Source organism: Halomonas sp. FeN2, assembly GCF_020595105.1.
Taxonomy (GTDB): domain Bacteria; phylum Pseudomonadota; class Gammaproteobacteria; order Pseudomonadales; family Halomonadaceae; genus Vreelandella; species Vreelandella neptunia.
On the sequence record NZ_CP074200.1, the window covers coordinates 1,845,652 to 1,870,436 of the forward strand.

22 protein-coding genes and 1 pseudogene are annotated in these 24,785 nt (G+C 56.2%); 16 read left to right on the forward strand and 7 right to left on the reverse strand.

Translation table 11 applies throughout. From position 1 onward, the window contains the following. The first annotated feature begins 9 nt into the window (after positions 1–9). The 6 genes and pseudogenes from KF947_RS08530 to KF947_RS08555 all read left to right on the forward strand — a co-directional run bounded on the left by KF947_RS08530 (position 10) and on the right by KF947_RS08555 (position 6,224). A complete protein-coding gene (locus tag KF947_RS08530; protein WP_227405972.1) occupies positions 10–1,983 on the forward strand; it encodes a TonB-dependent receptor domain-containing protein in 1,974 nt (657 codons plus the stop codon). A gap of 31 nt (positions 1,984–2,014) precedes the next feature. After that, positions 2,015–3,070, forward strand: a complete 1,056-nt coding sequence (locus tag KF947_RS08535; protein WP_227405973.1) for a ChuX/HutX family heme-like substrate-binding protein — start codon at positions 2,015–2,017, stop codon at positions 3,068–3,070. Beyond that, on the forward strand, positions 3,067–3,945 hold the full coding sequence (locus tag KF947_RS08540) for a heme/hemin ABC transporter substrate-binding protein (protein WP_227405974.1): 879 nt from the start codon (positions 3,067–3,069) through the stop codon (positions 3,943–3,945). The genes KF947_RS08535 and KF947_RS08540 overlap by 4 nt, the downstream gene beginning before the upstream one ends. After that, positions 3,942–4,982 carry a FecCD family ABC transporter permease gene (locus KF947_RS08545; protein WP_227405975.1) on the forward strand — a complete coding sequence of 347 codons (1,041 nt, stop codon included), beginning with the start codon at positions 3,942–3,944 and terminating at the stop codon, positions 4,980–4,982. The genes KF947_RS08540 and KF947_RS08545 overlap by 4 nt, the downstream gene beginning before the upstream one ends. Positions 4,983–5,035: 53 nt before the next feature. Continuing rightward, a pseudogene (locus KF947_RS08550) lies at positions 5,036–5,737 on the forward strand (ATP-binding cassette domain-containing protein); the annotation flags it as partial. A gap of 109 nt (positions 5,738–5,846) precedes the next feature. Next, positions 5,847–6,224 carry a YbaN family protein gene (locus tag KF947_RS08555; RefSeq protein WP_227405977.1) on the forward strand — a complete coding sequence of 126 codons (378 nt, stop codon included), beginning with the start codon at positions 5,847–5,849 and terminating at the stop codon, positions 6,222–6,224. A gap of 82 nt (positions 6,225–6,306) precedes the next feature. Here the strand turns inward: KF947_RS08555 and KF947_RS08560 are convergent, their stop codons facing one another. Genes KF947_RS08560 through KF947_RS08580 form a run of 5 tightly spaced genes read right to left on the reverse strand, consistent with a single transcriptional unit; the run spans position 6,307 to position 12,249 of the window. Then, positions 6,307–8,109: an alkaline phosphatase family protein gene (locus tag KF947_RS08560; RefSeq protein ID WP_227405978.1), complete on the reverse strand. Its 1,803-nt coding sequence runs from the start codon at positions 8,107–8,109 to the stop codon at positions 6,307–6,309. A 31-nt stretch (positions 8,110–8,140) separates the two neighbouring features. After that, complete coding sequence (locus KF947_RS08565; RefSeq protein ID WP_227405979.1) at positions 8,141–9,286, reverse strand: mandelate racemase/muconate lactonizing enzyme family protein; 1,146 nt, start codon at positions 9,284–9,286, stop codon at positions 8,141–8,143. 33 nt (positions 9,287–9,319) lie between these two features. Continuing rightward, the gene (locus KF947_RS08570) at positions 9,320–10,840 is read right to left on the reverse strand and encodes a tripartite tricarboxylate transporter permease (protein ID WP_223288493.1); all 1,521 of its coding nucleotides are present in this window, start codon (positions 10,838–10,840) and stop codon (positions 9,320–9,322) included. Between the two features lies 1 nt (position 10,841). Then, entirely contained in the window at positions 10,842–11,279 is a 438-nt protein-coding gene (locus KF947_RS08575) for a tripartite tricarboxylate transporter TctB family protein (protein WP_211594069.1), read from the reverse strand. 37 nt (positions 11,280–11,316) lie between these two features. Continuing rightward, positions 11,317–12,249: a Bug family tripartite tricarboxylate transporter substrate binding protein gene (locus KF947_RS08580; protein WP_223288494.1), complete on the reverse strand. Its 933-nt coding sequence runs from the start codon at positions 12,247–12,249 to the stop codon at positions 11,317–11,319. Between the two features lie 358 nt (positions 12,250–12,607). On the opposite strand from KF947_RS08580, the gene KF947_RS08585 reads away from it, so the two are divergent. Next, positions 12,608–13,585, forward strand: coding sequence for a LacI family DNA-binding transcriptional regulator (locus KF947_RS08585; protein ID WP_227405980.1), 978 nt, complete (start codon positions 12,608–12,610; stop codon positions 13,583–13,585). Between the two features lie 61 nt (positions 13,586–13,646). Here the strand turns inward: KF947_RS08585 and KF947_RS08590 are convergent, their stop codons facing one another. Next, positions 13,647–14,348 carry a GntR family transcriptional regulator gene (locus KF947_RS08590; protein WP_227405981.1) on the reverse strand — a complete coding sequence of 234 codons (702 nt, stop codon included), beginning with the start codon at positions 14,346–14,348 and terminating at the stop codon, positions 13,647–13,649. A 245-nt stretch (positions 14,349–14,593) separates the two neighbouring features. Between KF947_RS08590 and KF947_RS08595 the strand changes: the two genes are divergently transcribed. The 6 genes from KF947_RS08595 (at position 14,594) to otnC (ending at position 21,153) form a co-directional block, all read left to right on the forward strand. After that, positions 14,594–16,018 carry a flagellar biosynthesis protein FlgA gene (locus KF947_RS08595; RefSeq protein ID WP_227405982.1) on the forward strand — a complete coding sequence of 475 codons (1,425 nt, stop codon included), beginning with the start codon at positions 14,594–14,596 and terminating at the stop codon, positions 16,016–16,018. A 50-nt stretch (positions 16,019–16,068) separates the two neighbouring features. After that, complete coding sequence (locus KF947_RS08600; RefSeq protein ID WP_227405983.1) at positions 16,069–17,037, forward strand: Bug family tripartite tricarboxylate transporter substrate binding protein; 969 nt, start codon at positions 16,069–16,071, stop codon at positions 17,035–17,037. Between the two features lie 113 nt (positions 17,038–17,150). Continuing rightward, positions 17,151–17,639 (forward strand): tripartite tricarboxylate transporter TctB family protein, encoded by a 489-nt coding sequence (locus KF947_RS08605; RefSeq protein WP_227405984.1) that lies wholly within the window; start codon positions 17,151–17,153, stop codon positions 17,637–17,639. A 58-nt stretch (positions 17,640–17,697) separates the two neighbouring features. Beyond that, positions 17,698–19,188: a tripartite tricarboxylate transporter permease gene (locus KF947_RS08610; RefSeq protein ID WP_211594075.1), complete on the forward strand. Its 1,491-nt coding sequence runs from the start codon at positions 17,698–17,700 to the stop codon at positions 19,186–19,188. Between the two features lie 22 nt (positions 19,189–19,210). Then, positions 19,211–20,497 carry a 3-oxo-tetronate kinase gene (otnK, locus tag KF947_RS08615; RefSeq protein WP_227405985.1) on the forward strand — a complete coding sequence of 429 codons (1,287 nt, stop codon included), beginning with the start codon at positions 19,211–19,213 and terminating at the stop codon, positions 20,495–20,497. Beyond that, positions 20,494–21,153, forward strand: a complete 660-nt coding sequence (otnC, locus tag KF947_RS08620; RefSeq protein ID WP_223288500.1) for a 3-oxo-tetronate 4-phosphate decarboxylase — start codon at positions 20,494–20,496, stop codon at positions 21,151–21,153. The genes otnK and otnC overlap by 4 nt, the downstream gene beginning before the upstream one ends. Here the strand turns inward: otnC and KF947_RS08625 are convergent. Then, positions 21,150–21,656 (reverse strand): Lrp/AsnC family transcriptional regulator, encoded by a 507-nt coding sequence (locus KF947_RS08625; RefSeq protein WP_223288501.1) that lies wholly within the window; start codon positions 21,654–21,656, stop codon positions 21,150–21,152. The two genes, otnC and KF947_RS08625, sit on opposite strands and share 4 nt — an antisense overlap. Before the next feature lie 203 nt (positions 21,657–21,859). Here KF947_RS08625 and KF947_RS08630 point away from each other — a divergent pair, with 203 nt between their 5' ends. From KF947_RS08630 to mgtE, 3 genes are all read left to right on the forward strand, one after another. Further along, positions 21,860–22,876, forward strand: coding sequence for a 1-aminocyclopropane-1-carboxylate deaminase (locus KF947_RS08630; protein WP_223288502.1), 1,017 nt, complete (start codon positions 21,860–21,862; stop codon positions 22,874–22,876). 129 nt (positions 22,877–23,005) lie between these two features. Next, positions 23,006–23,347: a DUF6482 family protein gene (locus tag KF947_RS08635; protein WP_133731495.1), complete on the forward strand. Its 342-nt coding sequence runs from the start codon at positions 23,006–23,008 to the stop codon at positions 23,345–23,347. Positions 23,348–23,415: 68 nt separating this feature from the next. Continuing rightward, positions 23,416–24,771: a magnesium transporter gene (gene mgtE / locus KF947_RS08640; RefSeq protein ID WP_223288503.1), complete on the forward strand. Its 1,356-nt coding sequence runs from the start codon at positions 23,416–23,418 to the stop codon at positions 24,769–24,771. Positions 24,772–24,785: the final 14 nt, after the last annotated feature.

A 24,785-nucleotide genomic window follows, 5' to 3' on the forward strand; every position in this document is an offset into this window, starting at 1 on the left:
CTCTGGCTTATGAACCACACACGCGCTTTTGGTGGCCTCTGTTTAACGCTGCTCCCACTGCTAGCCGCCCAAGCAGACGATGCCGAGCTGAACCCAGTGACGGTCACCGGCACCCGAGCACCGACTGACCTTTCCCGGGCGCCGCTAATTATCGATATTATTGATCGCGATGATGCGGTGCTGGCCACCGCCAGCCGGGTCGAAGACGTACTTAGCCGCCAACCCGGCCTGCATGTGGCTGGACAAGGGCGTCGAAATGGCCAGACCTTAAGTATGCGCGGTTTTGGCAGTAAAGGTGTGCTGGTGCGATTAGACGGGGTACGCCAGGATATCTCCACCGGTCATATCGGTAACTTCTTCCTCGACCCTGGCTTGATTCAAGAAGTACAGATAGCGCGCGGTGCGCTCTCCAGCCTTTACGGCAGCAATGCCATGGGCGGAGTGGTCAGCTTCACCAGTGTGGATGCCAACGACCTGCTTGCTCCCGGCGAAGATAGCGGCGTACGCCTATCGGTAGGCGGCACCACTGCCAGCGATGAGCTGCGGGGCAGCCTGACGGCCTTTGGCCGCCGCGATACCGCCAATGGCCAGGTGGATGGTCTCTTTTCAATCGGTCGCAGTGAATCCGGTGATATTCGCCGCGCCGGGGGCGATGAAGCCGAAGAGGATGCAACGCTCAATAGCCTGCTGCTAAAAGGCGGTTGGGAGCCAAGCGACGATCAGCGGCTATTTATGAGCTGGCAGCACTACGACGAACGCGCCACCCAGCCCGCCAACCCACAGCAGCTTTCCACCGATGCCAGCAATCCGCTGCGCGATCGCGATGTGGAAAGCAACAACGTCCAGTTGGGCCACCGCTGGCAGCCCAGCGCTGCAACCGAAGTCACTTCGCAGCTTACCTTTAGCCAGCAGGATATCGATGAGCCCCAGGCCAACCGCACCTTAGAGCGGGTCGGTCTCCAGAGCGACGGTTTCCACACCATGGATCACGGCTGGCTCTCGCAAACGCTTGTGTTCGGTGCCGAATTGGAGCAGGCACGCCAACGGCCAGGTGGCGAAGCGAATGGCTTTCCTAAAGCCGATATCGACACCGAGTCAGCCTATCTCGACACCACGCTTACCGCTGGACGCTATCTATCCGATGGCGGCGCCGGCCAGTTTGATGTTGGCCTGGGTGCCCGCTACGACCGCTACGACGCCAGCGGTAATGAAGCCGATAGCGTCCACGACCAGGTATCGCCGCGTTTTCGCCTCGCCTGGCGGCCCGATGACGCTTTGATGCTGTTCTCGGGCTACGCCGAAGCATTTCGCGCGCCTAGCCTTTCCGAGCTTTACGCTAACGAGCGCCACTTTGCCGGTTTCTGCGCCGGGCCAGCCTTCTGCACACCGGACAATTACTGGATTCCCAATCCCAACCTCTCGCCTGAATCCAGCCACACCTGGGAAAGCGGCATGGTCTGGCATCAGGGCGACTGGCAGGTGCGTGCCAGCTACTTCGACACCCGCGCCGACGATTTTATCGACACCCACGTCGACATCATGGCGGGCACCACCCAGGCGGTGAACGTTCAGCGCGCCCAGCTATGGGGCTATGACGCCCGGGTGACCTGGCAGCCCAGCGCCTTCCCACTACTCACCAGCTTTGTGGGCCTGTCGGAAGTCTCCGGCAAAGACCGCGATTCTGGCGAGCCCCTAGGCAGTCAAACACCGCTGGAAGCCACTTTGGGTAGCGAGGTGGCTCTGTACAACAGCGATATCCGCCTGGGCTGGCAAGCGCGTTTTGCCCAATCTTTCGATAAGCAGGGCGATGACGAACGCCTGCCCGGCTATGGGTTGCACGATGTACACCTTGCCTGGCAACTCACTCCGGCCGTGGATACCTCGCTGCGCCTTGCCAATATTGGCGACAAGGTGTGGTACCGCCCCGACGGCAGCCTGGGCGATGGGCGCAGCCTGTTCGCCACCCTCAACTGGCAGTGGTAAATCCATGCAGTCAACCCGATAGAGGTGCGTCATGATTCCATCCCAACAGATCGCGATTATCGAAGCCTTTGACGCGGCACGCGCCGCGCAGCCGCGGCTACCTGCGATTGAGATTGCCGAACGCTTATCGATCAGCGAAGGCGAGCTGCAGGCCGCCCGTTTAGGGCGCGACGTATGGACGCTGCCGCTCTCGCCCAGCGATATCGCTGCCTACCTGCCCCAACTGGGGCGGGTTAAGGCGTTGACTCGCTCCCGGCTGGCCGTGCTAGAGCAAACCGGCGACTACCCTGAGCTTAGCGGCGGGGAGCATACTGGCCTGCTGCTCGACCCTGGCGGCCTGGATTTACGGCTGCTCTACACGAACTGGCACTGGGCCTGCCTGATTCGTGATCCTATGCCTGCCACCAGTGCGCAAGAGGCGCAGTGGCGCTGGAGCCTGCAGATATTCAACCAGCATGGCTGCGCCGTTCACAAATGCTTTGCCCTGGAGAACCCACTGCCGCGCTCTTGGGGTGCCTTAGCGGCCTTGGGCACTCGGGATACGCCGGCGTTTACCCAGAGCATGCCCCGCCTACAGCGGCCGCTGCCCGAAGCGCCGACCCTGGCCAGCGAGTGGGGTGCGATGCGCGACGTGCACCAGTTCTTTGCCCTCCTCCAGCGCCATCATCTGGAGCGTATTGAGGCCAACCAGTTAATGGAAGGCCGCTATACCCGCGCGCTGCCCCTCAATGCCCTGGAAGCAGTGCTGCAGCATGCAAGCCAACGCGCGCTGCCGTTGATGCTGTTTGTCGCCAGCCCCGGCTGCGTGCAGATTCGCACCGGCACCCTGCCCACCCCGCAACGGGCTCGTGGCTGGCTGAATCTATTTGGCGAGCAGTTCACCCTGCACCTTGATGACACCGCGATTGACCAAGTGTGGCAAGTCAGCAAACCCAACCGCGACGGCGGCGTGACCAGCATTGAAGCCTTTGATGCCGAAGGCTCGCTAGTGCTGCAACTTTACGCACAGCGCCAGGAAGGCCGCGCGGAGCGTCGCGAGTGGCGGCAATTGCTGGATGAACTCGGTCGCCAAGAGGCGGTGGCATGAACGCAAAACGCCTAATGCGCCGCTCACTGGCACTACTGCTGATGGGGTGGCTAACCACCGGGGCCGCATTGGCCAGCGAGCGCTGGGTGGTGCTGGGCGGCGATATCGCCGAAACCCTGGCCGCCCTGGATGCCGATATCAACGTTATCGCTCGGGATGACACGGTCGTGCATCCACCCGCCATGGCGGAGCTGCCCTCGGTGGGTTACCTACGCCAGCTCTCCGCTGAAAGCGTCCTGTCGGTTAAACCTAACCAAGTGTTAGCAGCAGGACATGCAGGCCCCAAGGAAGTGCTGGCGCAGCTTGAGGCGGTGGGGATCGACGTCGCCACTATTAACGCCCCGCCAACCCTTGATGCCATTGCCGATAAAGTCCGTGCCGTCGGCCAATTAACTGATCGCAGTGACGCAGCAGGGGCATTGGCAGACGCTTTGGATGAGAAACTTGACCGACTAGCCAACCTGCCTACCCTACCCCCGACCAGCGCTATGTTTATCATGCAGCATAGCGGCTTAACACCTCGGGCGGCGGGCAGAGATACCGCAGCGCATAGCGCGCTCGAAGCGGTGGGCCTGACCAATGCCTTCGCCGCGATGCAGGGCTACCACAGCGTGGGCGCCGAAGCCCTGGCCCGGCAAGCGCCGGAGGTTGTGATTGTCTCCGAACGGGGCCTGGCGGCAATGGGCGGCGAAGCCGCGCTATGGCAGTTACCCGGTATGGCGTTAACGCCCGCAGGTCGAGAGCAGCAGCTGATTATCATTGATGACCAAGCCTTGCTTGGCTTTGGCCCGCGCACGCCCGATCAGCTACTCACCCTGCGCCAGGACGTTGAAGCGCTATTGAGCGCACCAACTAGCGCCCAGCTAAGCCCATGATAGCCATTCTTAACACTGACCGTTTCCGAGTGCGGCTGCCGGTGAGTCGCACTACCCGCGTGCTCGTCGGATTAACCGCTACGCTGCTGCTGGCCTTAGCTTGGGCGGCCGCCTCTGGCGCGTTGGGCATTTCCCCCTGGGGACTCATCAGCGGCCAAGCCGACTCGCTCAGTATTCAGGTGTGGTGGCAGCTGCGCCTGCCGCGCTTACTGCTGGGCGTGGCAGTGGGTGCAATGCTTGCCGGTAGCGGCGCCGCCATGCAAGGGCTGTTTCGTAACCCGCTGGCCGACCCCACCCTGCTCGGCCTTGCCAGTGGTGCCGGGCTTTTCGTAGCCGTGTGGATTGTGCTGTTTCAAAACAGCGGCGCAGGCAGCCTTTACGGTCAGTTTGCAGCAGGCTTTCTGGGCGCCTTATGCGTCTGTTTGATTGTCTTTGGCATCGCCAAGCGCCAGGGCGGCGGCAGCGCCGCTGTGATGACCCTGTTACTGGCTGGTTTGGCCATCAACACCCTAGCCGGAGCTGGCGGTGGGGTTTTAGCCTTTATCGCCAGCGATGAACAGCTACGCCAGCTTAGTTTATGGGGCATGGGTACGCTCACTAACGCCCTGTGGCGCACCACGGCGTTAGCCCTCGTCCTAATTGCCGCTGCTCTATGGCTGTTAATGCTTAGCGCTCGTGAACTCGACCTGCTCCAGCTGGGCGAAGCTACCGCCCATGCGGCGGGACTGGATGCGGCGCGTTTAAAACGCCGGGTGGTGATCGCGACCTCATTGGGAGTAGGAATCTGTGTGGCGCTTACCGGCGTCATTGGCTTTTTGGGCCTGCTGGTGCCCCACTGCCTGCGGCTTTGGCTAGGGCCTGGCCACCGGCTGTTGTTACCCGCTTCGATGCTCGGCGGCGCGCTACTGCTGGTCGTGGCTGACACCCTGGCCCGCACCGTCGCTGCCCCGGCAGAAATCCCCGTCGGGCTGCTGACTAGCCTGATCGGCGGCCCTTACTTCCTGTACCTACTAATGCGTAGGAACCGAGCATGCTAACGCTCCATCAGGCTGGCTTAACCACCACACCTACTATCGCCCCACTAGATGGCACGATTCGACCCGGCGAGCTGCTAGCCATTGTCGGCCCCAACGGCGCGGGCAAGAGCACATTGCTCAGCATGCTTTCAGGCTTTCGCCCAGCCGAACAGGGCGAACTACATCTGGATGGCACACCCTTGCGCGAATGGCCCATCGCCGAACTTGCCAATCGCCGAGCGTTGGTCGCCCAGCAGGAGTTACCCGGCTTTGACTGGCAAACCGACGAGCTGTTGAGTCTAGGCAGTAACCCGGCTAAATCACTAGTAGCGGCGCTACTGGATGATCTGGATCTAACCCGCCTCGCCAAGCGCAGCGTACTCTCGCTGTCCGGCGGCGAACGCCAGCGGGTGATGATCGCGAGAGGCGCCTGCCAGCTACTCTCAAGGTGTTCTCCCACCGCCAAGGATGGCGGTATTTTACTTCTGGATGAGCCTACCAGCGCCTTGGATATCGGCCAGCAGCAGCGCCTGATGCGCCAACTGCGCGGTTGGGCCACGCAGCACCACATGGCCATTGTTTGCGTGCTCCACGACCTTAATCTCGCCAGCACCTACGCTGACCGGGTATGGTTGCTACATCAAGGGCAGCGTATTGACCATGGTCTACCCAACCAAGTACTCAACCCCGCAACCATCGCGAAGATTTACGCGGCCGAGTTGCAGCACATTGAGGGCGGCCCCCATGGCAAGCCCCTGCTCGCCCTGGCGCCTTAAGACGGCTTTCAGCAGCCAACGAGTCGAGTGGCAAAGCCCTCATATAAGTCCATACTTATCCATACGTAAAGGGCAATATAGGCATCACCGTGCCAATTGGGGAGCAAGAATGAGACTGATCAGCCTCATGTGGGTAATGCTGGCAGGGATGAGTTTTAGCATCGGTGTGTTAGGCATTTTTCTACCCCTGCTGCCGACCACCGTGTTTATGCTAATGGCTGTTTACTGTGCCTCCAAAGGCTCACCGCGCTTTGAGGCATGGATTCGCTCCCGCCAGTATGTCGGGCCACTGCTGGTTAACTGGGAGCAAGAGCGCGCCATACCCCGGCGCGCTAAGTTGGCGGCTGTTAGCATGATCGCATTGAGTGCACTGATCACGGCTTGGTCGCTCGGCCCCGGCTGGACACGCTGGGGCGTGATCGCTCTACTAATGCTGATTGCCGTTTGGCTGGCTACTCGGCCAGAGCCTTCGTCTTCTAATGAGTAAAGCTTGGCAGTGGTGGCTAACACGGCTTTAACGCTACAAAATTCTGCGCTGTTAACGCCTAACATTTCGCGGCAGCGGCCTGCTATCTAACATCTTCGTCTAATAGCGCATTCAGCGGCATGCCATCGAGGGTGGTGGAGTCTAGCCCCAGCAAGCGTGCGAACGTGGCCCCGGCATTGTCCATTCGCTGGATGCCGCGTTGGGTATCGAAGGGTATCCTGGAGCCGGGCAGTATTCCCTCACCGTGCAGGATCGCCAAACCATGATTGGAGGCGAATGCGGTGCTGGCGGACGGTACCTGAGGGCCGTGGTTAGCTCCGGCGCTTTCAACGGCAGCCACGGTATCACCACGTCTATTGACACCCCATACGAACCCGGAGGCATAGGCGAACATTACATCCCCGGCGTTTTCACCCCAGTACCCCAATACACTGGCATCCTGCTTCTTGAGAGCGAAAGCGACCACGTTACTCTCGCCTTGCTGGGTATCGATATACCACGTGCTCAACGCCTTGAGGATGCGTGTCTGCACCTCGGCCACATCAGCCTCGGAAACGATTCCCTCGTCCAGGATGTCTCGATTGACAAAGACCTCCAGGCCACCGCGCTCATCCTTAAGGAAGGCCTGGCTACGCTGACGTATTGGTCGGCCATTTTCATCGAGTGTACAGAGCCCGAACGCAGCCAGTCGCCGGTGGATATCACAAAGGTAATGGTTCGGCACGTCACCATGATCCGAAGCGAGCACGATCACGGTGTCCTCGCGGCGCCCGGCCAGCAGGCGGCCCACTGCATCGTCGAGCACTTGGTACGCAGTACGGATGGTGTTCAAGTAACGTTCCTGCCCATCGGAAGTGAAGAATGGGGATTCCGGGTCGCAATAGGCCAGACAGGTATGATGGGTTTCGTCATTGAGACGGAACACCGTGGCAAACAGGTGAAAGTCCTCCTCGTTCAGCAAGGTCAGGGCACTATCGACGAGCCAATCCAGTTGGTAGCGACCCTCTTCGAAGCTGGTCTCGAAATAGGGCGTGTCGGGATCCGCTGACACGGCCCACTTGGAGATGAATGGCCCGTGGCGTTGTGTCAGCTTCTCGGCCAGGGCCAGGTGGTTGCCCAGCCGTTCGGGCATGGTGATCTGTGATTGCAGCAGATCCACGTGCCTCCGCTCGGCATCGTAGGCCAGCAGCTTGAAGCGCACATGCCCCCGCTCGTCTCCGGCCTCGATGGGCAACCAGTCACTCCATTCGCCGACGCCCAGTGTCGCCGCACACTCGTTTAGCGTCAGTCGGAGCCGCGTGTCGGCCACTGGGCTCAAGGTCACTGCCAGACTAGCGCCGGCATTGAGCCGGATTAAGGCGTGATAGCCATCCTCCGAGCGCTCGATTGCGTGGCGGTTGTGCTTCTGGTGATGGGCTAGGCTACCGCTGGGTGGCCAGCCCAGCGCCTCGTTCTGGGCAACGTTGGGCCACTGGGAAAGATCCGTGCTATGCACGCCGGCCGGGGCCATCTCCATGGGGGCCGGGCCTTTACCGCTCCAGAACGGCGCCAGACAGAGATCGTTCTTGCCGGTGGGCTTGAGTGACTCGGGGAAGTGCACCAGCGCACAATTTTGTCCTGCTTCGGTCATCAACTCCAACAAGTGCCGCGTACCACTAGGAGAGATGCGCTGCCCGACCCAACTGTTCCCTGGTGCCTGCCCGGTCAAGAAGTTGACGAAGTTGGTGTCTCCCCAGGTCGAGATATAGGGCATAAGCCGGGTTGTTCCACCCTCGCGACGCAATCGATCAATATGGGGAAGTACACCTTCATGGCAAAACCTATCGACCAACTCGGGAATCAGACCGTCGACGCCCAGCACCAATACTTTTTTCGCGTTGTACATACATTGCTCCCTTGGCTAGAACATGCGTGCTTCAGAGTCGATAACGGTCGATGACATTTCGGTCGATCTCGATACCCAGCCCAGGTTTGTCGGGGATCTCAACATAACCCCGTGCGTTGAGCGCGAACTCACCACCAATCAGTTCCTGACGGAAGGGGTGCGCTGATTGGTCGTACTCGAGCATCGGTTCGTCCGGGTTCAGCGACAGCGGCTGTGGCGGCAGTGTGGCAATGAATTGCACGGCAGCGGCGAGGCCGATGCCGGTGCCCCACACGTGTGGAATTAGCGGCACGTGCCAGGCCTGGGCTAGCGCGGCGATCTTGCGGCACTCCGTGAATCCGCCGGCGGCTCCTAGGTCAGGCTGGATAATATCCAGCGCGCCCTCGCTGATCAGCTCGCGATAGCCAAACTTGGTATACTCGTTCTCACCAGCAGCCACATAAGTGCGCGACACGCCCTTGAGCTCGCGGTAACCATGACGATTCTCGGGGCTGAGCGGTTCCTCGAAGAAGTGCACCCGCGTATCTTCGAGTTCCATGAGGATGCGACGTGCCGCCGGCACGTTATAGGCGCAGTTGGCATCCATCATCAGTTGGACATCGTCACCGACCGCTTCCCTCACCGCGCGCATGTCACGAATGTCCGATTCGACACCAAAGCCGGTCTTGATCTTCATTGCCCGATAGCCGTTGGCTTGGTGGCGCAATGCCTCTTCCACAATATCCTCGGGGTAGCATCCGTCTTTGCGGCGATAGAAGCCGGTCGCATAGGGACAGATCTCTCGCCGAAACGCGCCGCCCATGAGCCGATGAATCGGCTGCCCCAACGCCTTGCCGAAAAGATCCCATAGGGCAATGTCTATCGCTGCTATGCCAAACAGCGCTGCCCCTTTCTGCCCATAGGGCCGAGTGTGGTTATACATCTCTTCCCAAAGCACCTCGTGATCGAACACCGAGCGACCCATCAGCAAAGGTTTTAAAGCATACTCCACGACGGCCTGGGCGACCTGCGGCGGCTGAAGGCCATGATTGATCGACTCACCCCAGCCGATCAGACCATCTTCTGTATGAACCTCAACCAGCATGGCAGTGCGCTGATGAACCCACCCTTGCGAGAAGGCGAAGGGTTGTTCGAGCGGGGCGGAAAGCACGTGTGTTTTGATGTCGGTAATGATCATGTGGCGTATCCAGTAACGAATTCGAAAAGGGCCTTACTTGGCTGAGTTGCTCTCGGCGTGCCGGGAGGCGGTCGATGCCTGGCGCTGCTGGGCGATGCTCGACCACACGGTCCAGACGATAAACAGCGCGAGCAACGAAAACAGTGTCATGGAAATCCCGCTATGGGTGAAAAATTCCAGGAAGTCGCCGCGTTTGATCAGCAGGCCGCGACGCAACGAACTTTCCAGCTCTGGGCCCAGCACCATACCTATTACAAGTGGTGCCATCGGATAATCAGCGCGGCGCAGGGCGTAAGCCAGGATGCCGGTCATAGCGGCTACCACTAGATCGAGCGGATTGCCGCGCACCGTCGCGGCACCGATGAAGCTGAAGATCACGATGGCGGCCATGATGTAGCCCTGATGCAGCCGGAACAGGTAGCGAAACAGGCCAATGGAGGGTTTGCTAAGGATCAGCATGGCGACGTTGACGATGATCAGCACGATGAACAGGGAGTAAACCGTCTGTGCTTGATCGACCATCAACCGCACACCTGGCGTTATGCCATGGATCACCATCGCGCCCATCATCATCGCCGTGACGACATCTCCGGGAATGCCTAGCGCCAGCGTGGGAATGAACGAGCTGCCGGTCACCGCGTTGTTGGACGACTCTGAAGCAATGATGCCATCCGGCTCACCTTTGCCCAGGCGATCGCGGCGTGGGGACAGCTTTTGCGCTGTGGCATAGCTGATAAACGCTGCAGCGGCCGCCCCGGTGCCCGGCAGTGCGCCGATAAAGCTGCCGATCAACGAACCACGTACCAACTCCACCAAGCGCTTGAACCACTCACTTAGCTTGGGAAAGCGCAAGGTGGCCTCAGGGATCTTCGCACTGGGGTCGTCTCGCGTGGCAAAGCGCATGAAGATTTCCGAGAGTGCGAACGCACCAACCACTACCGGAATCAGCGTCAGCCCCGAAGACAGGGCGTAGCTGCCAAAGGTGAAGCGGTCGGCTCCGGTGATGGGATCCGATCCCACCATGGAAAGAAAAAAGCCGACCATGCCACAAACCAGCCCCTTCATGACGCTACCCTTGGACACGCCCACGATGCACATCATCGCCAGGCAGATGAGCGCGAAGACTTCTATCGAACCGAAGTTGACGGCGAATTTAGCGAGTTGCGGCGCGCAGAAAATCAAAATTACGCAGGAGAATACACCGCCAAAGAAGGACGCGAACGTCGCCCAACCCAGTGCTTCGTCGACACGCCCTTGCTGTGTCATAGGGTAGCCGTCAAAGGTCGTCGCTGCCGACTGGGGCGTGCCAGGGGTGTTGATGAGAATAGCGGTAATCGACCCACCATAGACCGAGCCGCAGTAAACACCGATCAACAGCGCCATACTGGTAATGGTGTCCATGCCAAAGGTAAAAGGAAGGAAGATGGTCAGCCCCACCACTGATCCGAGGCCAGGCAGACCACCGATGATTATCCCCGCCCAGGTACCTATGACAATGGCGAGCAAAGCCTGCCAAGTGAAGGCATCACTCACCGCGGCAAGAATGATATCCATGTCACAGCGCTCCACTGTTTAAGAGTGTCGGCAATCGAATCAGCAACACATGGTGAAACAGGAACCACAGACCACCGGCGATCACCAGCGTACCCACCGCCAACGGCAGTGGGCGACGCAGGCGAAACATCCAGAGAGTCAAGGCGACGAGCGGCAGCGAGGGGATCAGAAACCCCAGGCTCGCCACGGCGATGGCAGCGATGAGTAAGGCCGCCATCAATACGGGGAGTGTCGACAGCGACCCGCTGCCCATCCCCGATACACGTGAAAGCTCTACGAGCGTGATCGCCAGGGCGATCACGCACCACAAGGTCAAGACAATGCGCGGAACCAGCATGGCATCGGCGGGACCGCTCCAGGCATGGAACGCTAGCACGACACCGATCAGGAACAGCCCCAGAGCCAGCAATACCCTGGGGTGGGCCAATCTCGCAACCATGATGCTTACCTCGCTAAATCGTTATGCCTTGGTCGTTTCAATCAAGCAGGCCTGCATCACGCAGCACCTGCTTGTTGGCCTCGAAGCGTTCCTTCACGAACGACTCGAAGTCGTCCGGCCCGAGGTAGGCAATGTTGACGTTGGCCCGTTCGGCAAAGCTCTTGAACTCATCGGACTCCATGGTGGCCTTGCATGCCTGAGTAAACTGATCGGCACGCTCCTGGCTGATGCCCTTAGGCGCCACGACACCCTGCCAAACGGAGAAGTCCATGTCAGGCACACCCTCGAGTTCGCCGATGGTCGGCACATCGTCGTAGCCTTCCAGGCGTTGCTCAGCGAATACCGCCAGAGGCCGGAGGTCGTAATTGGTGAGTACGGTCTCGGTGTCCGCGAAGATCTGGATTTCATTACCCGCCAGCGCGTTCATGGCCGGGCCGGAACCGCTATAGGGGATATGTGCAGCATCAAGATCGCTTTCGCTTACCAGGGCGGCGACCGCCAGTTGGGGCAAGGTGCCGGGGCCGGATGAGCCATAGAACAGCGGTTCCTCCTGGGAGGCGGCAACGAGCTGATCGAAGTTCTCGATATCAGAAGACTTCGACACCATCAGGAACATCGGGTTAGACGTGGTTCGGCAGATATAGGTGAAGCTTTCCGGCCCGTAGGAAAGGTCTTTCAACGATGGCTGAATGCTGAGCGCGCCGGCCGGTTCGTAGCCGATTATGTTGGGGTTGCCTTCACTCTTGGCGACCTCGCTGGTGCCAACCGTGGCGCTGGCGCCGGCAAGGTTGCGAACGACCGAGGTGACGCCAAGCTTCTCGGAGAAAATCGGTTCGAAACTACGTGCGACGATATCCGTAGCGCCGCCCGCCGCGAATGGGACAACGATTTCTAAGGTCTCTTGGGCTTGAACAGCATGTGAGGCCCCGATGAGAACCATCAGAGCCAGGGAGTGGCGTATAGGCTTCATTATTGTAATCTCCTTTTCGTATCGCTACGAAATTTTCCATAGCTGATGCTTTTATTTTGAATTTAACGTCAGTTTCTATCATTTGCGTACTTTCCACGCTTTAATCGTAGCGCTACGATATGGGAGGTCAATAATGAAATGATTGTCCATTGGTCGAATAGCTAGCTATCGGGTTATCACTCAAGGTCTGCGCTAATACCGCTACCAGCACGCGCTTTATCCAGCATGATCAATTATGAATTCAACGTTATGAGATAACTGTTCAGCCTAATCGAAAGCATGCAAGGATCTGTTTCGAAAAGAAAACGGGTAGAGAGGGAAAGTGAAAAAACGCAAACGAAGTTCACAACGAGCCACCATGAGCGAAGTCGCACAGCTCGCGGATGTTTCTCCAAGTACCGTATCGCTGTATTTGCGTCGTCCCGATGAGGTCTCTTCTCGTAGGGCCGAGCGGATCCAAATGGCGATTGATAAGCTGAGCTATCTACCTAACACGATGGCTGGTGGTTTAGCCTCATCACGCTCCAATATCATTGGTGTGATCGTTCCCACGATAACCTTCTCCTTCTTTTCGGAGACGCTAGAGACACTGGAAAGAAACCTTCGCGCAGCCGGCTACCAACTATTAATAGGCAACACCGAGTTCGATGCTTCGCGTGAGGAGGAACTGATCCGCTCAATCCTAAGCTGGAATCCTTCAGGACTCGTATTAACTGGTTTTTCGCATAGCAGAAAGTCAGTCTCACTGCTGAGTAATAGCGATATTCCAATCATTGAAATGTGGGATTACGGTCAGGAAGGATTGGACATGGTTGTGGGCTTTTCGCACCGCACCTGTGGGCGACTGGTGGCGGAACACCTCATGCGTAGCGGGTATCAGCACATGGCTTTTTTGAGCACCAACTTCCAGCGCGACATCCGTGCCAACGAACGCTATCAGGGCTTTCACGACGCGATCGCCGCCACTGGCGGCTCGGTGCTAGTTCGAGAACTTACCGGGCGAAGCAATACCGCAGAGGCTGGCCAATTGCTATGCACTCTTGTCAACGACCATCCTGAGATTCAAGCAGTGTTCTGCTCCAATGACATGGTCGCCCTAGGCGCAATGCTTGAATGCCAACGACAAGGCTGGGCGATACCCGAGCGTTTGGCTATTGTGGGATTCGGCAACCAAGACTTCACTGACAGCACAGTGCCGCCAATGACCACGGTGGAGCCTCCGCGACAAGCAATTGGCGAGCATATCGCGAGATTGCTACTTGATCGGCTCAAGGGAGGTAACCCAGAAAAGAGGATTGATTTAGGCATCAAGCTAATCGTAAGAGAAAGCACCTGAGGTTCTTTTACTTAGTTTGCCTCTGGCTGATTACAAAGAAAAGAAAACGTTGTGCGAGTACCTAAGGCAAAGCCTCCCCATTAGCATACTTAACCCACGTCTTGCCCAGATGATTGCGTAGCTCGTGCCCCACACGTTTACCATCCCGCGCTTCCAAAGCAGCAAGAATAGCTTCGTGCTCTTCCATCGCCGTTGCCCACTTTTCATTTTTTTGATTTGAAAGGTAGCGGACACGATATAGCTGACGGCTGAGGTTGGCGTGCATATCAATCAGCGTCGTATTTCCCGACAGTGCCACAATCCGGTTGTGGATATCTTGGTTTAGGCGGAAATAGTTCTGCCGGTCACGTCGTAAGAATGAAGCCTTCATCTCATAGTGAAGCGCCTGCAACTCCGCAATATCATCATCACTGGCGTTGGCGCACGTTAGCTCTGCTGCGGCCTGCTCAAGCACACTCAATACATACGCTTTCTCTTTCATATCGGCGGGACTTACATCCGCCACCACGGCCCCCCGGTTTGGCAATATCACCACCAACCCTTCCGCAGCAAGTATCTTCAGGGCCTCGCGTAACGGGGTACGCGATACTTGAAGTTCAACCGCCAATGTTCGCTCGGGTAAACGTTGGCCAGGCTGAAAATGGTCCATCACGATATGTTCACGTAAATAATTCGCGACTTTCTCCACAAGTCCGGGCTGATTTGGCTGGGCGACTTCTTCCATTGGCATGTTCACATAGTAAGCGAACACCAAGAATGGCATACCAAAAAAAACCTTTCAAACAAATTACGTTAAAACGATTATTTTTTAAATCCATATTTATCAATACTATAAATAAAAAAAAGAGCTACTCAATACCAAAGTATTAACATCAGCCAATTGACCTCTAAAATGGTATACCACTACATTTCATTCATAGAATTTCTGAAAGGCTTACCTCTTTAGCGCCATGACGATAGAAAATGTCATCGCAGCAGTTTTACCAGTAAAGGGAATACCAACACCTTATGAACTACTTACAACATTTTGAAAAAGGCAAGGTTGTTGAGGCCTGCATCGCGGGCGCTGGTGACTTTGGGCGTGGCGTTTTGCGACAAGCGCGCCAAATGGAAAAACTATCAGCACGTATTGCAATCGACATTAATCCTGAAAAAGCAGCTGATGCGCTGCGTCATGCTGGCATCCCTAACGATCAGATAATGGTATGCCATTCTCAAAATGATGCTGAAAAAGCTTGGCAAAAAGGATTATTTATCGCTACGACTGCCTTTGAAACTATCCAAGCCCTGCCTTTCGATATTTTAGTGGAATCTACTGGCATACCTGACGTAGGAGCGCACTATGCAGAAGCCGCTCTGCTCGCAGGTAAACACGTTGGCATTGCCACCAAAGAGACGGAATCTGTGGTTGGCCCCTATTTGACTAGCCTTGCCTATCAACAGGGTCGCCTCTTCACTCCTTTGGATGGTGACCAGCCTAGCCTGCTTATTGGCCTACTTACTTGGGCCCGCACCCTTGGTTTTGAGATTATTGCAGCAGGTAAAAGCAGCGAATACGACTTTATCTGGGATGAGGCAAACGAGACCGTTACTTGCAACGGTACCGCATTTCCTGCCCCTGGCTTGAGCGGACTTTGGGAATTACCGGCAGGCCGCGAACGCGATGTGGTGGAAGCGCGTGGCAAGCTACTCGCTGCGATTCCTCAAATTTCAGTGCCTGATCTGTGCGAAATGGTCAACGTAGCCAACGCCACGGGGCTAAGTCCGGATCGCCCTGAGCTTCATGCCATGGTGCTGCGCACCACGGAAGTACCGACCCTGTTGGACATTCAAAATCAAGGTGGGGTACTGCAAGGGCTTGAGCGCTTGGAAGTGTTTAATTGCCTACGCCGACCAGATGAACTGAGCTTTGCAGGAGGCGTTTTTGTAGTGGTGCGCTGCGAAGATGCGCATGTTTGGTCCCTACTGAGGGATAAAGGCCATGTGCTTAGCCACAGCGGCAGTAGTGCGATGATTTATCTGCCTCGCCACTTGCTTGGCTTAGAAGCACCAATTTCACTTCTCGATGTAGTCATCAATGGTCAAACCTCCGGCGGTGGTCACGCCACGACACCCAGGTTTGACCTAACAGCGCGGGCAACCCAGCACATGAAAGCGGGCCAGCACCTCGAAATGCGCGGCCACCACAGGCACATCGAAGGGCTACGTCCAGAGCTGCATCCCGCCGCGGCGCTAGCACCAGAAGCAAAAGTGCCTTTTTATCTACTGCCAGGCGCTCAAGTGATCCGAGACATTGCCCCCAATCAGCCCATTACCTTAGCGGATGTGGCACTGCCTGAATCAACCTTAAAACAGCTTCGTGAAAAGCAGGATCAGTTGTTTCAACAAAATACCTTAGTTCCTAAAGCCGCTATCGACAGCGCGCTAAATTAAACTTCCCTAACGGGAATTAAAAGCAATAACAATCAGATAGGAGAAACACTATGCTCACTAAATCCACTCTCAAAATGGCAACGCTCGGCGTCGCGCTGGTTAGCGTCGCCACAGCTGTCAACGCTGATGATGCAGCGGATTATCCGACAAAGACTATCCAGTTTTTGGTAGCGGCAGGCGCTGGTGGCGGCACGGATAACTTCGCTCGTGTGGTTCGCCCGATGTTTGAAGAAGCCCTGGGCGGCGCAAATATTACAGTTATTAACCTGCCCTCCGCCTCTGGTGCATTAGCTCACCAGCGCACCGCTACTGGCGCAGCTGACGGCCATACCCTTGATTTCGCTTCCACCACCCTAGTGACGTCTTTAGCAGCGGGACAAAACCCAATCGGCTTAGATCAGCTCACGCCAGTGGCACGGATGCAGTCAGATGTAATGGCATTATTCGTCAATCCAGAGCGTTACCCGGATTTTGAATCGTTCTTGGAATACGCCAAGGAAAACCCAGGCGAAGTCACTGTGGGCGGCACCCACACCGCTAGCCCTGACCACGTTTCATTTCTGTCGTTGCGTGATGCATCAGGCCTGGATATGAATTTCATTCCTTACGACAGCACAGGCAATGCCACCGCTAATGTTCTGGGCAACAATATCGACGCGACCACCACGTCACTTAGCCCTTTGCTGAGCTATATGGAAGCGGGCCAAATGATGCCAATCCTGGTATTCAGCGATGAGCGTTTGGCCGATTATCCTGATGTTCCAACTACAGCTGAATACGAGTGGGATCTAACCGATGGCAACGACCGTGCCATTTTTGTCCATGCCGATACACCTGAACCGCTTCTGAAACGCTTAGAAGATACTTTCAAAAAGGTTTACGACTCTGAGGAGTACCAGACATACGCCGAGCGAGTAAACCTTACTTATCGTGAAGGCTGGATGGGCAGCGACGAATATCGTCAGCGCCTAGAAAATAACTATGAACTCTATTCGCGCCTACTTAATAACGATCAATAAAAATCGAATTAAGTGCTAAGTGAAGGCAGGCAATAAATTTGCCTGCCTTTTAACTCACTGGCTGGGACTATTTTTCTCAGGTAGGCCCTGCCACGTTCCCTTCGGGGTTTATCATGCACGCCAGGATTTCTCTCTTCGCATTCGCGGTGGTGCTGCTTGCACTGGTCAGTTTAGTGCCCACACTGCAGTTTCCCAGTTCCGCTGAGGTTTCTACCTTTATCGGCCCTCGCGTATGGCCTCTGACGCTAGTAATTGTGCTTTTTGGGTTGGGTAGCGCACTACTACTGATCACTTGGCGTGATGTGCGGCGAGGCAAAATTTATGGCGATGAACCGGAAGAAGCTTCTCGTCCTCAGAACGATCCCGTCACGGCTCAACGCTTTGCCCTAGTGTCCACGCGACACTGGTGGCTGATTGCCGCCACCGTTATCTACACCTGGTTAATCAGCATAGTGGGCTTTTTAATCGCCAGTATCGCTTTCACATTGGTAGGTACGCTGCTGCTTGGGGCTCGCTCCTGGCGCACGATTCTAATTACCGTGGTGGTTGCCACGCTGCTGATGCAGGGTGTCTTCGTCATGCTGCTTGGCATCCCGCTATGACACTTGTTGTTAAGAAGCTTGCCGATAACCGCTACTGCTACCTGTTTAGGAGTTGATGATGCTAGAGAATTTTCTAGGCGGGCTGGCTGTAGTGATGCAGCCACTCAACCTGCTACTACTTACTTCAGCCGTTTTTATCGGATTTATCGGTGGTGCGTTACCCGGCATCAGCGGCGTTATTCTGGTGGTTATCCTGCTACCCGTTACCTATGGCATGGACTCCACGACTGCCTTTATGTTGCTGACTGCCATCTACGGCGCGACTGTTTTTTCTGGTTTGATCACCGCTATTCTCTACCGTGCCCCCGGGACGCCAGAGGCGGTAATGACTGCCTTCGATGGCTACCCGATGACCCAGCAGGGCCAGGCAGGTAAAGCACTGGGCATTGGCGTACTAAGCTCCGCGATTGGCGGCTTAGTGGGTACCATTGCGCTGATTATCTTTACCCCCATGTTGGCCACAATGGCGCTAAGGTTCTCCTCCCCCGAGTATTTTGCCCTTGCCGTGCTTGGCTTAACCGTTGTTGCCTCTTTAGGAGGCCGCCTGATCTACGGACTGATTGGCGCCACTCTTGGCTTGTTTATCGCCACCGTTGGTATTGACCCACTCACAGGCACCAGCCGCTATACCTTCGATAACCTGAACCTTATGGAAGGGGTGGGACTGATACCTATGATTGTGGGGCTGTTCGCCGTTTCTGAAGTGATGAAACGCTCCCTAGATCAAGACAGCCATCAGCCGATTACGAAAGTAAAAGTTAAAATCTTTGATCTACCTATCTTGCGCCAAATCGGCACAACGCTTACGCGCTCTTCTATTATTGGCGTAATCATTGGCATCTTACCGGGCATTGGCGCTAGTACCGCTGCCATGGTGAGCTATAGCGAAACAGTGCGTTGGTCTAAGCATCCCGAGAAATTTGGTAAAGGGGCCCCGGAAGGTATTGCAGCGCCAGAGTCGGCGAACAATGCCGCTGCCATGGGCGCCTTAGTACCGTTGTTTGCCCTGGGCATTCCAGGTAGTGGCACCACAGCGGTCATTCTTGGGGCATTTATCATGCACGGCCTGCAGCCTGGCCCAATGTTTATGATGACCCACAGCAGCCTAATCTATGCCGTGTTCGCGGGTCTGTTTATCGTCAACTTTATGATTTTGTTGTTCTCCAAGCCATTTATCACCCTGTTCACCAAGCTATTGAATGTGCCCTACTCGGCGCTCGGCCCGATCATTCTTATGTGTTGCATCGTGGGTACCTACTCGGTGCGCAACTCTATGTTTGATGTGTGGTTGATGCTTGGCTTTGGCGTCATGGGCTACCTGCTGGAAAAACTAAAATTCCCGCTGGTTTCGATCATCCTAGGCCTAGTACTAGGCCCCATTGCAGAGAGCGAGCTGCGCCGTGCGTTGTCGATGTCCCAGGGAGATATATCGATCTTCTTTACCCGCCCCATCAGCGCCACCTTACTGGCCATTGCAGCACTACTGTTGGCAGTGACGATTATCTCGCCACTGATTAAACGCGCTCGCATGAAAGCCGCCACTCCCTGACCCCTGATAACGGATGCAACCTATGACAATTGTATTAGGCGCTATTGCCGACGACTTCACTGGGGCCACGGATCTTGCCAATAACTTGGTGCGCGGCGGTATGCGCTGCCTGCAGGTAATTGGCGTGCCCCAACAAGAGATCGACCTCACTGATATCGATGCGGTGGTCGTGGCGCTGAAATCGCGTTCCTGCCCGGTGGGCGAAGCCGTGGCGGACTCTCTGGCCGCCCTTGAGTGGCTTCGCCAGCAGGGGGCCCGGCAGTTGTTCTTCAAGTACTGCTCCACCTTTGACTCCACCGACCAGGGCAATATCGGCCCGGTTACGGATGCGCTGCTGGAAGCGCTAGGAGCGCATCAAACGGTGATGGTGCCCGCTTTCCCGATTAACGGCCGTACGGTTTACCAAGGCCATCTGTTTGTGGGCGACCGCTTGCTCAACGACAGCGGTATGCAGCACCACCCGCTCACGCCGATGAAGGATGCCGACCTAGTACGAGTGCTCTCTCGCCAAACACCACACCCAGTGGGTTTAGCCAATCGCGCCATACTAGCTAAAGGATCGGAGGCCACCCGTGCGCATTTATTATCACTGGCCGAGCACGGCATGCGCCATGTGATCTGTGACTCCTTGGATGAGCAGGATTTGGACGTGCTGGCCGACGCTACCGTCTTGATGCCGTTAGTCACAGGTGGGTCTGGTCTGGGGCAGGCGCTGCCAGCTCAATACCGTGCCCAGGGCTGGCTAGAAAGGATCACTGAGCCGGGCCGTTTATCTCCTGCTTCAGGCGGTGCGCTAGTGCTCTCCGGCAGTTGCTCCCGTGCGACGCTGGCCCAGGTGGCGGATTTTTTGGCCAAGTACCCCGACGGTGGCTTTGCCCTGGATCCGTTATCGCTAAGTGAAGGAGACAAGCAGTGGGAGCAAGCGCTGGCCTTTGCTCTGGAGCGTTTATCCAGCAACGCTCCGGTATTGATCTACGCCTCAGCGGATCCAGAGAGAGTGAAAGCCGCACAAGCCGAACTGGGCGTGGAACGTGCAGGTCATCTAGTCGAAGAGGCTTTGAGCCAACTGGCTGTCACGCTGGTCAACGAAGGCGTGGGCCGCTTGCTGGTCGCCGGGGGTGAAACTTCCGGCGCGGTGGTCTCAGCACTCGGCATTACTACCCTACGGATTGGTGAGCAGATTGATCCAGGCGTACCTTGGACTCAAGCCCCACTGGCGGTACGCGAGGCACCATTGTCGCTTGCGTTGAAGTCTGGCAATTTCGGCGGCGTCGACTTCTTTACCCGGGCGTTTGAGGTGTTGGCATGAGCATCCACTTGCATCGCCATTCTCAGAACAGCATGCGGGAGCAGATCAGCACGCTGGGGAAATCGCTATTTGACCGCGGCCTGACCATGGGTTCCAGCGGTAATATCAGCGTGCGCCTGGACGATGGCGGCTGGCTGATGACTCCCACCAACGCCTGCTTGGGGCGGCTGGATCCTGCACGAATATCCCACCTGGATAACAGCGGCCAACTGCTGAGTGGAGACAAGCCTACCAAAGAGCAGTTTTTGCACATGGCAATGTACGAGGAGCGACCGCAATCCGGAGCGATTGTGCATCTGCACTCCACTCACTCTGTAGCGGTCTCTTGCCTGCCCGAAGTGGATCCCTGCGACTGCATACCACCGCTCACCGCCTACTACGTGATGCGGGTGGGCAAGCTACCGCTGGTGCCGTATCACATTCCCGGTGACCCAAAGCTGGGCGATGCAGTACGGGGATTAGCGGGCAAGCATAGCGCGGTACTACTGGCCAACCACGGCCCAGTGGTGGCAGGGAAAAACCTCGAAGCTGCGGTGTATGCCACTGAAGAGCTGGAAGAGACCGCCAAGCTCTACCTGCTGCTACGGGGCGAGAACCCGCGCGGGCTAACGCCGGAACAGGTGGTCGAGCTGGAAGCACGCTTTCCAAGAGACTAAACCAGCACTTTATGGGTAGAGACCACCTGTCGCAGCCCCATAAACGAGCGGATCTGGCGCACGCCGGGTAGGTAGAGTAGTTGTTCAGCGTGCAGCCTGTTAAAGCTTTGGCTGTCCCGGGTGCGCACTAGCATAAAGTAATCAAACTCCCCGGTGACCACGTGGCACTCCATACAGCCAGAAACCTTCTGGGCCGCCTCTTCAAAGGCGGCGAAGGATTCCGGCGTCGAGCGATCCAGCACCACGCCAATCAACACCACCATACCTGCCTGAAGCTGCTCTGGGTCTAAATGCGCCACCACTCGGCTGATGACCCCATCCCGCTTGAGCCTTTCCACCCTGCGTAAACACGCCGCCGGGCTCAAGTTCACCTGCTCCGCCAGTGCCACATTGGAGAGCGTGGCATCTTCCTGAAGTAGTTTAAGGATACGCCGATCTGTTCGATCTAGTTCAGCGGCCTGATCATCAGGCTCAGGGCGTGAACGGGAGGTTTTTGCACACACTATTATTTACCTTATTCATCTATAGACACTATTCAAACCCATATAAAACATGTTTTAGAAACCTTTATTGCTTTAAACCAGCCAAATTTGCAACACAAAAATCATAGCTAACACTTACTATAAATAGCAGAGAGCACGCCAATTGTTCACAACAACCTTAGCCGCCCTATATCGCACCCAATGTTTTAAAGCTGGAGATTGCTATGAACCTCGAACGCTTCCCACGTTACCCACTCACCTTTGGCCCCTCTCCCATTACGCCGCTCAAGCGGCTAAGCGAACATTTAGGCGGTGAAGTAGAGCTCTACGCCAAGCGTGAAGACTGCAACAGCGGTTTGGCCTTTGGGGGTAACAAGACCCGCAAGCTTGAGTATCTGATTCCTGAAGCGCTGGAACAGGGCTGCGATACGCTGGTATCTATTGGCGGTATTCAATCCAACCAGACCCGCCAAGTCGCCGCCGTGGCCGCTCATTTGGGCATGCAGTGTGTGCTGGTACAGGAGAACTGGGTCAACTACTCCGACGCGGTGTATGACCGTGTGGGCAATATCGAGATGTCGCGCATCATGGGTGCCGATGTACGCTTGGATGACGCCGGGTTCGATATCGGCATTCGCCCCAGCTGGGAGCAGGCCATGGAAGATGTTCGCCAGCGCGGTGGTAAGCCATTCCCGATTCCCGCTGGTTGCTCCGAGCACCCTTACGGCGGCTTAGGCTTTGTAGGCTTTGCTGAAGAGGTGCGCCAGCAGGAGAAAGAGCTGGGCTTCACGTTTGACTATATCGTGGTGTGCTCGGTTACCGGCAGCACCCAGGCGGGCATGGTGGTGGGGTTTGCCGCCGATGGCCGTGCCCAGCGAGTGATTGGCATTGATGCCTCTGCCAAGCCTGAGCAAACCCGTGAACAGATCCTGCGCATTGCGCGTAATACGGCCGAGCTGGTGGAATTGGAAGGCGGTGTTAGCGATGACGATGTCATTTTGGATACCCGCTACGGCGGCCCCGAGTACGGCCTGCCCAACGAAGGCACGCTGGAAGCCATTCGCCTCTGTGCTCGTCTGGAGGGTGTGCTTACCGACCCGGTTTACGAAGGTAAATCCATGCACGGCATGATCGACATGGTGCGCAACGGTGAATTTCCGCCAGGCTCCAAGGTGCTCTACGCCCACCTAGGCGGCGTACCTGCGTTAAATGCCTATAGTTTCCTGTTTAGAAATGGATAAGGAATAAAATACCTGCCTCGAACCGTCTGATACAGCGCCTCAATGACGCCGATCAGGCGGTTACTGCTGTACAAATAATGCACACCCTTTAGTCTTGGCGTATAAGATGCTCACTCATGAGGATACGCCATGTCTTCAACGCTTCCCGCACATCTCACCCTTGAAGAACTAGCGCAATGTTCCGCACCGCTGCCCGATGTAGAAGTACACGGACTCGATATGGGCTGGTACATCGTGCGCCTGCATCAGGATAACGCCATCAGCGTGCTTACCGACCAGAATGGTGAGGCGCAACGCTTTACCGGTACGCAGTGGATTGGTCGCGCGCTGGCGCCGCTGGGTTTCACCCACGGTACGCTGACCTGGGCCGACGCCGATGATGAGATGATTGGCACCGACGTACCGCCCGTTTCTGCCCAGCAGCGCATGGTCTATGGTGTTCGCGTGGCGTTCAACCATACCTGTCTATAACATTCATAAAGCGAGCCGCCAGGAGTTTGCACTTCTTTAACACTTAGCTTCCAACAAGGACGGACTCTATGCGCGATGATGAAAAATACACCAATTCCGAAGAGCAGCTACTCTACCTTCAAAACCTGCTAGATGACCAAGACACAGCGGCATTACAAGCGTATTTCTCTGAACTCGATATTTTAGACATCGCGCGAACGCTGGAGTCCTTCCCGGCCAAAACGCGAGATTTTCTTTGGGAGTATGTCCCCGACGATTTAATCGGCGAGGTTCTTGCTGAAGTTGACGAAGACATCCGCGCTGACTACATCGAAGACTTATCGGCCAGCGATGTAGAGCAAATTGTTAAAGGCTTGGATGCTCAAGAAGTTGCTGAAGTTTTAGATGTTGCCGATGAAGCCATAAAAACCAGCGTTTACGCTAGCTTAGAGCAAGAAATCCGCGCCCAGGTTGAGAATCTTCACGCCTATGAAGATGACGTTGTTGGCCGTTACATGGATCCCGAGACGGTCAATGTAAAACAGGGCGTGTCGTTAGAGGCCGTACAGCGCTATATCCGCATCCACCATCTGCTCGACGATGAGTCGCAACAGATCATGATTACGGATAAAGACAAACGCTTACTCGGCACTTTGACCCTGATTGATTTAATCAAGCAACCACAAGATGCGATGGTTGATGATTACATGGATGACTTTTTTACCCTAAATGATCAAATGAAAGTCAGTGATGCAGCGGCGTTATTGCGCTCTAAAGAGCTACACTTTGTGCCCGTGTGCGATAGCGATGGGTTACTAGTAGGTCAGCTAAACGCCGCCGACGTACTTGAAATCACCCAAGACGACGCTGACATGACGTTAAAGCATATGTCCGGCGTCAGTAACGAAGAGGAAGTCTTCACGCCCGTTTTACGCAGTGCGAAAAGTCGCGGCATTTGGCTGGGTATTAATCTGTTAACGGCTTTTTTAGCCGCCTTCGTTATCGGGCAATTTGAAGCGGCCTTAGATCAAATCGTGGCGCTGGCCATTTTGATGCCGGTGGTGGCGAGCATGGGGGGTATTGCGGGTAGCCAAACCCTCACCGTGGTTATACGCGGCTTGGCGCTGGGCCAACTTGCGGGCAACAACGTCCGCTGGCTGTATAACAAAGAGATGTGGGTGGGTATGAGTAACGGTTTGGTGTGGGCATTAGTGGTCGGCTTGATTTCCCATATTTGGTTTAGCGACACCATGATTACGCTGGTGATCACCCTGGCCATCTTTATCAATATGAGCCTCGCCAACTTATCCGGCGTACTCATCCCCATGGTGTTGAAAAAACTCCAGATCGACCCCGCGTTATCCGGCGCGGTTATTTTGACGACCGTTACCGATGTGGTCGGCTTTTTATCCTTCTTAGGACTCGCGACGCTGATTATTCTGTAACTTTTTCCTCCCGG

Coding starts and splice junctions, on each gene's coding strand:
- KF947_RS08530 (WP_227405972.1), top strand. CDS start 10: ATGAACCACACACGCGCTTTTGGTGGCCTCTGTTTAACGCTGCTCCCA.
- KF947_RS08535 (WP_227405973.1), top strand. CDS start 2,015: ATGATTCCATCCCAACAGATCGCGATTATCGAAGCCTTTGACGCGGCA.
- KF947_RS08540 (WP_227405974.1), top strand. CDS start 3,067: ATGAACGCAAAACGCCTAATGCGCCGCTCACTGGCACTACTGCTGATG.
- KF947_RS08545 (WP_227405975.1), top strand. CDS start 3,942: ATGATAGCCATTCTTAACACTGACCGTTTCCGAGTGCGGCTGCCGGTG.
- KF947_RS08555 (WP_227405977.1), top strand. CDS start 5,847: ATGAGACTGATCAGCCTCATGTGGGTAATGCTGGCAGGGATGAGTTTT.
- KF947_RS08560 (WP_227405978.1), bottom strand. CDS start 8,109: ATGTACAACGCGAAAAAAGTATTGGTGCTGGGCGTCGACGGTCTGATT.
- KF947_RS08565 (WP_227405979.1), bottom strand. CDS start 9,286: ATGATCATTACCGACATCAAAACACACGTGCTTTCCGCCCCGCTCGAA.
- KF947_RS08570 (WP_223288493.1), bottom strand. CDS start 10,840: ATGGATATCATTCTTGCCGCGGTGAGTGATGCCTTCACTTGGCAGGCT.
- KF947_RS08575 (WP_211594069.1), bottom strand. CDS start 11,279: ATGGTTGCGAGATTGGCCCACCCCAGGGTATTGCTGGCTCTGGGGCTG.
- KF947_RS08580 (WP_223288494.1), bottom strand. CDS start 12,249: ATGAAGCCTATACGCCACTCCCTGGCTCTGATGGTTCTCATCGGGGCC.
- KF947_RS08585 (WP_227405980.1), top strand. CDS start 12,608: ATGAGCGAAGTCGCACAGCTCGCGGATGTTTCTCCAAGTACCGTATCG.
- KF947_RS08590 (WP_227405981.1), bottom strand. CDS start 14,348: ATGCCATTCTTGGTGTTCGCTTACTATGTGAACATGCCAATGGAAGAA.
- KF947_RS08595 (WP_227405982.1), top strand. CDS start 14,594: ATGAACTACTTACAACATTTTGAAAAAGGCAAGGTTGTTGAGGCCTGC.
- KF947_RS08600 (WP_227405983.1), top strand. CDS start 16,069: ATGCTCACTAAATCCACTCTCAAAATGGCAACGCTCGGCGTCGCGCTG.
- KF947_RS08605 (WP_227405984.1), top strand. CDS start 17,151: ATGCACGCCAGGATTTCTCTCTTCGCATTCGCGGTGGTGCTGCTTGCA.
- KF947_RS08610 (WP_211594075.1), top strand. CDS start 17,698: ATGCTAGAGAATTTTCTAGGCGGGCTGGCTGTAGTGATGCAGCCACTC.
- otnK (WP_227405985.1), top strand. CDS start 19,211: ATGACAATTGTATTAGGCGCTATTGCCGACGACTTCACTGGGGCCACG.
- otnC (WP_223288500.1), top strand. CDS start 20,494: ATGAGCATCCACTTGCATCGCCATTCTCAGAACAGCATGCGGGAGCAG.
- KF947_RS08630 (WP_223288502.1), top strand. CDS start 21,860: ATGAACCTCGAACGCTTCCCACGTTACCCACTCACCTTTGGCCCCTCT.
- KF947_RS08635 (WP_133731495.1), top strand. CDS start 23,006: ATGTCTTCAACGCTTCCCGCACATCTCACCCTTGAAGAACTAGCGCAA.
- mgtE (WP_223288503.1), top strand. CDS start 23,416: ATGCGCGATGATGAAAAATACACCAATTCCGAAGAGCAGCTACTCTAC.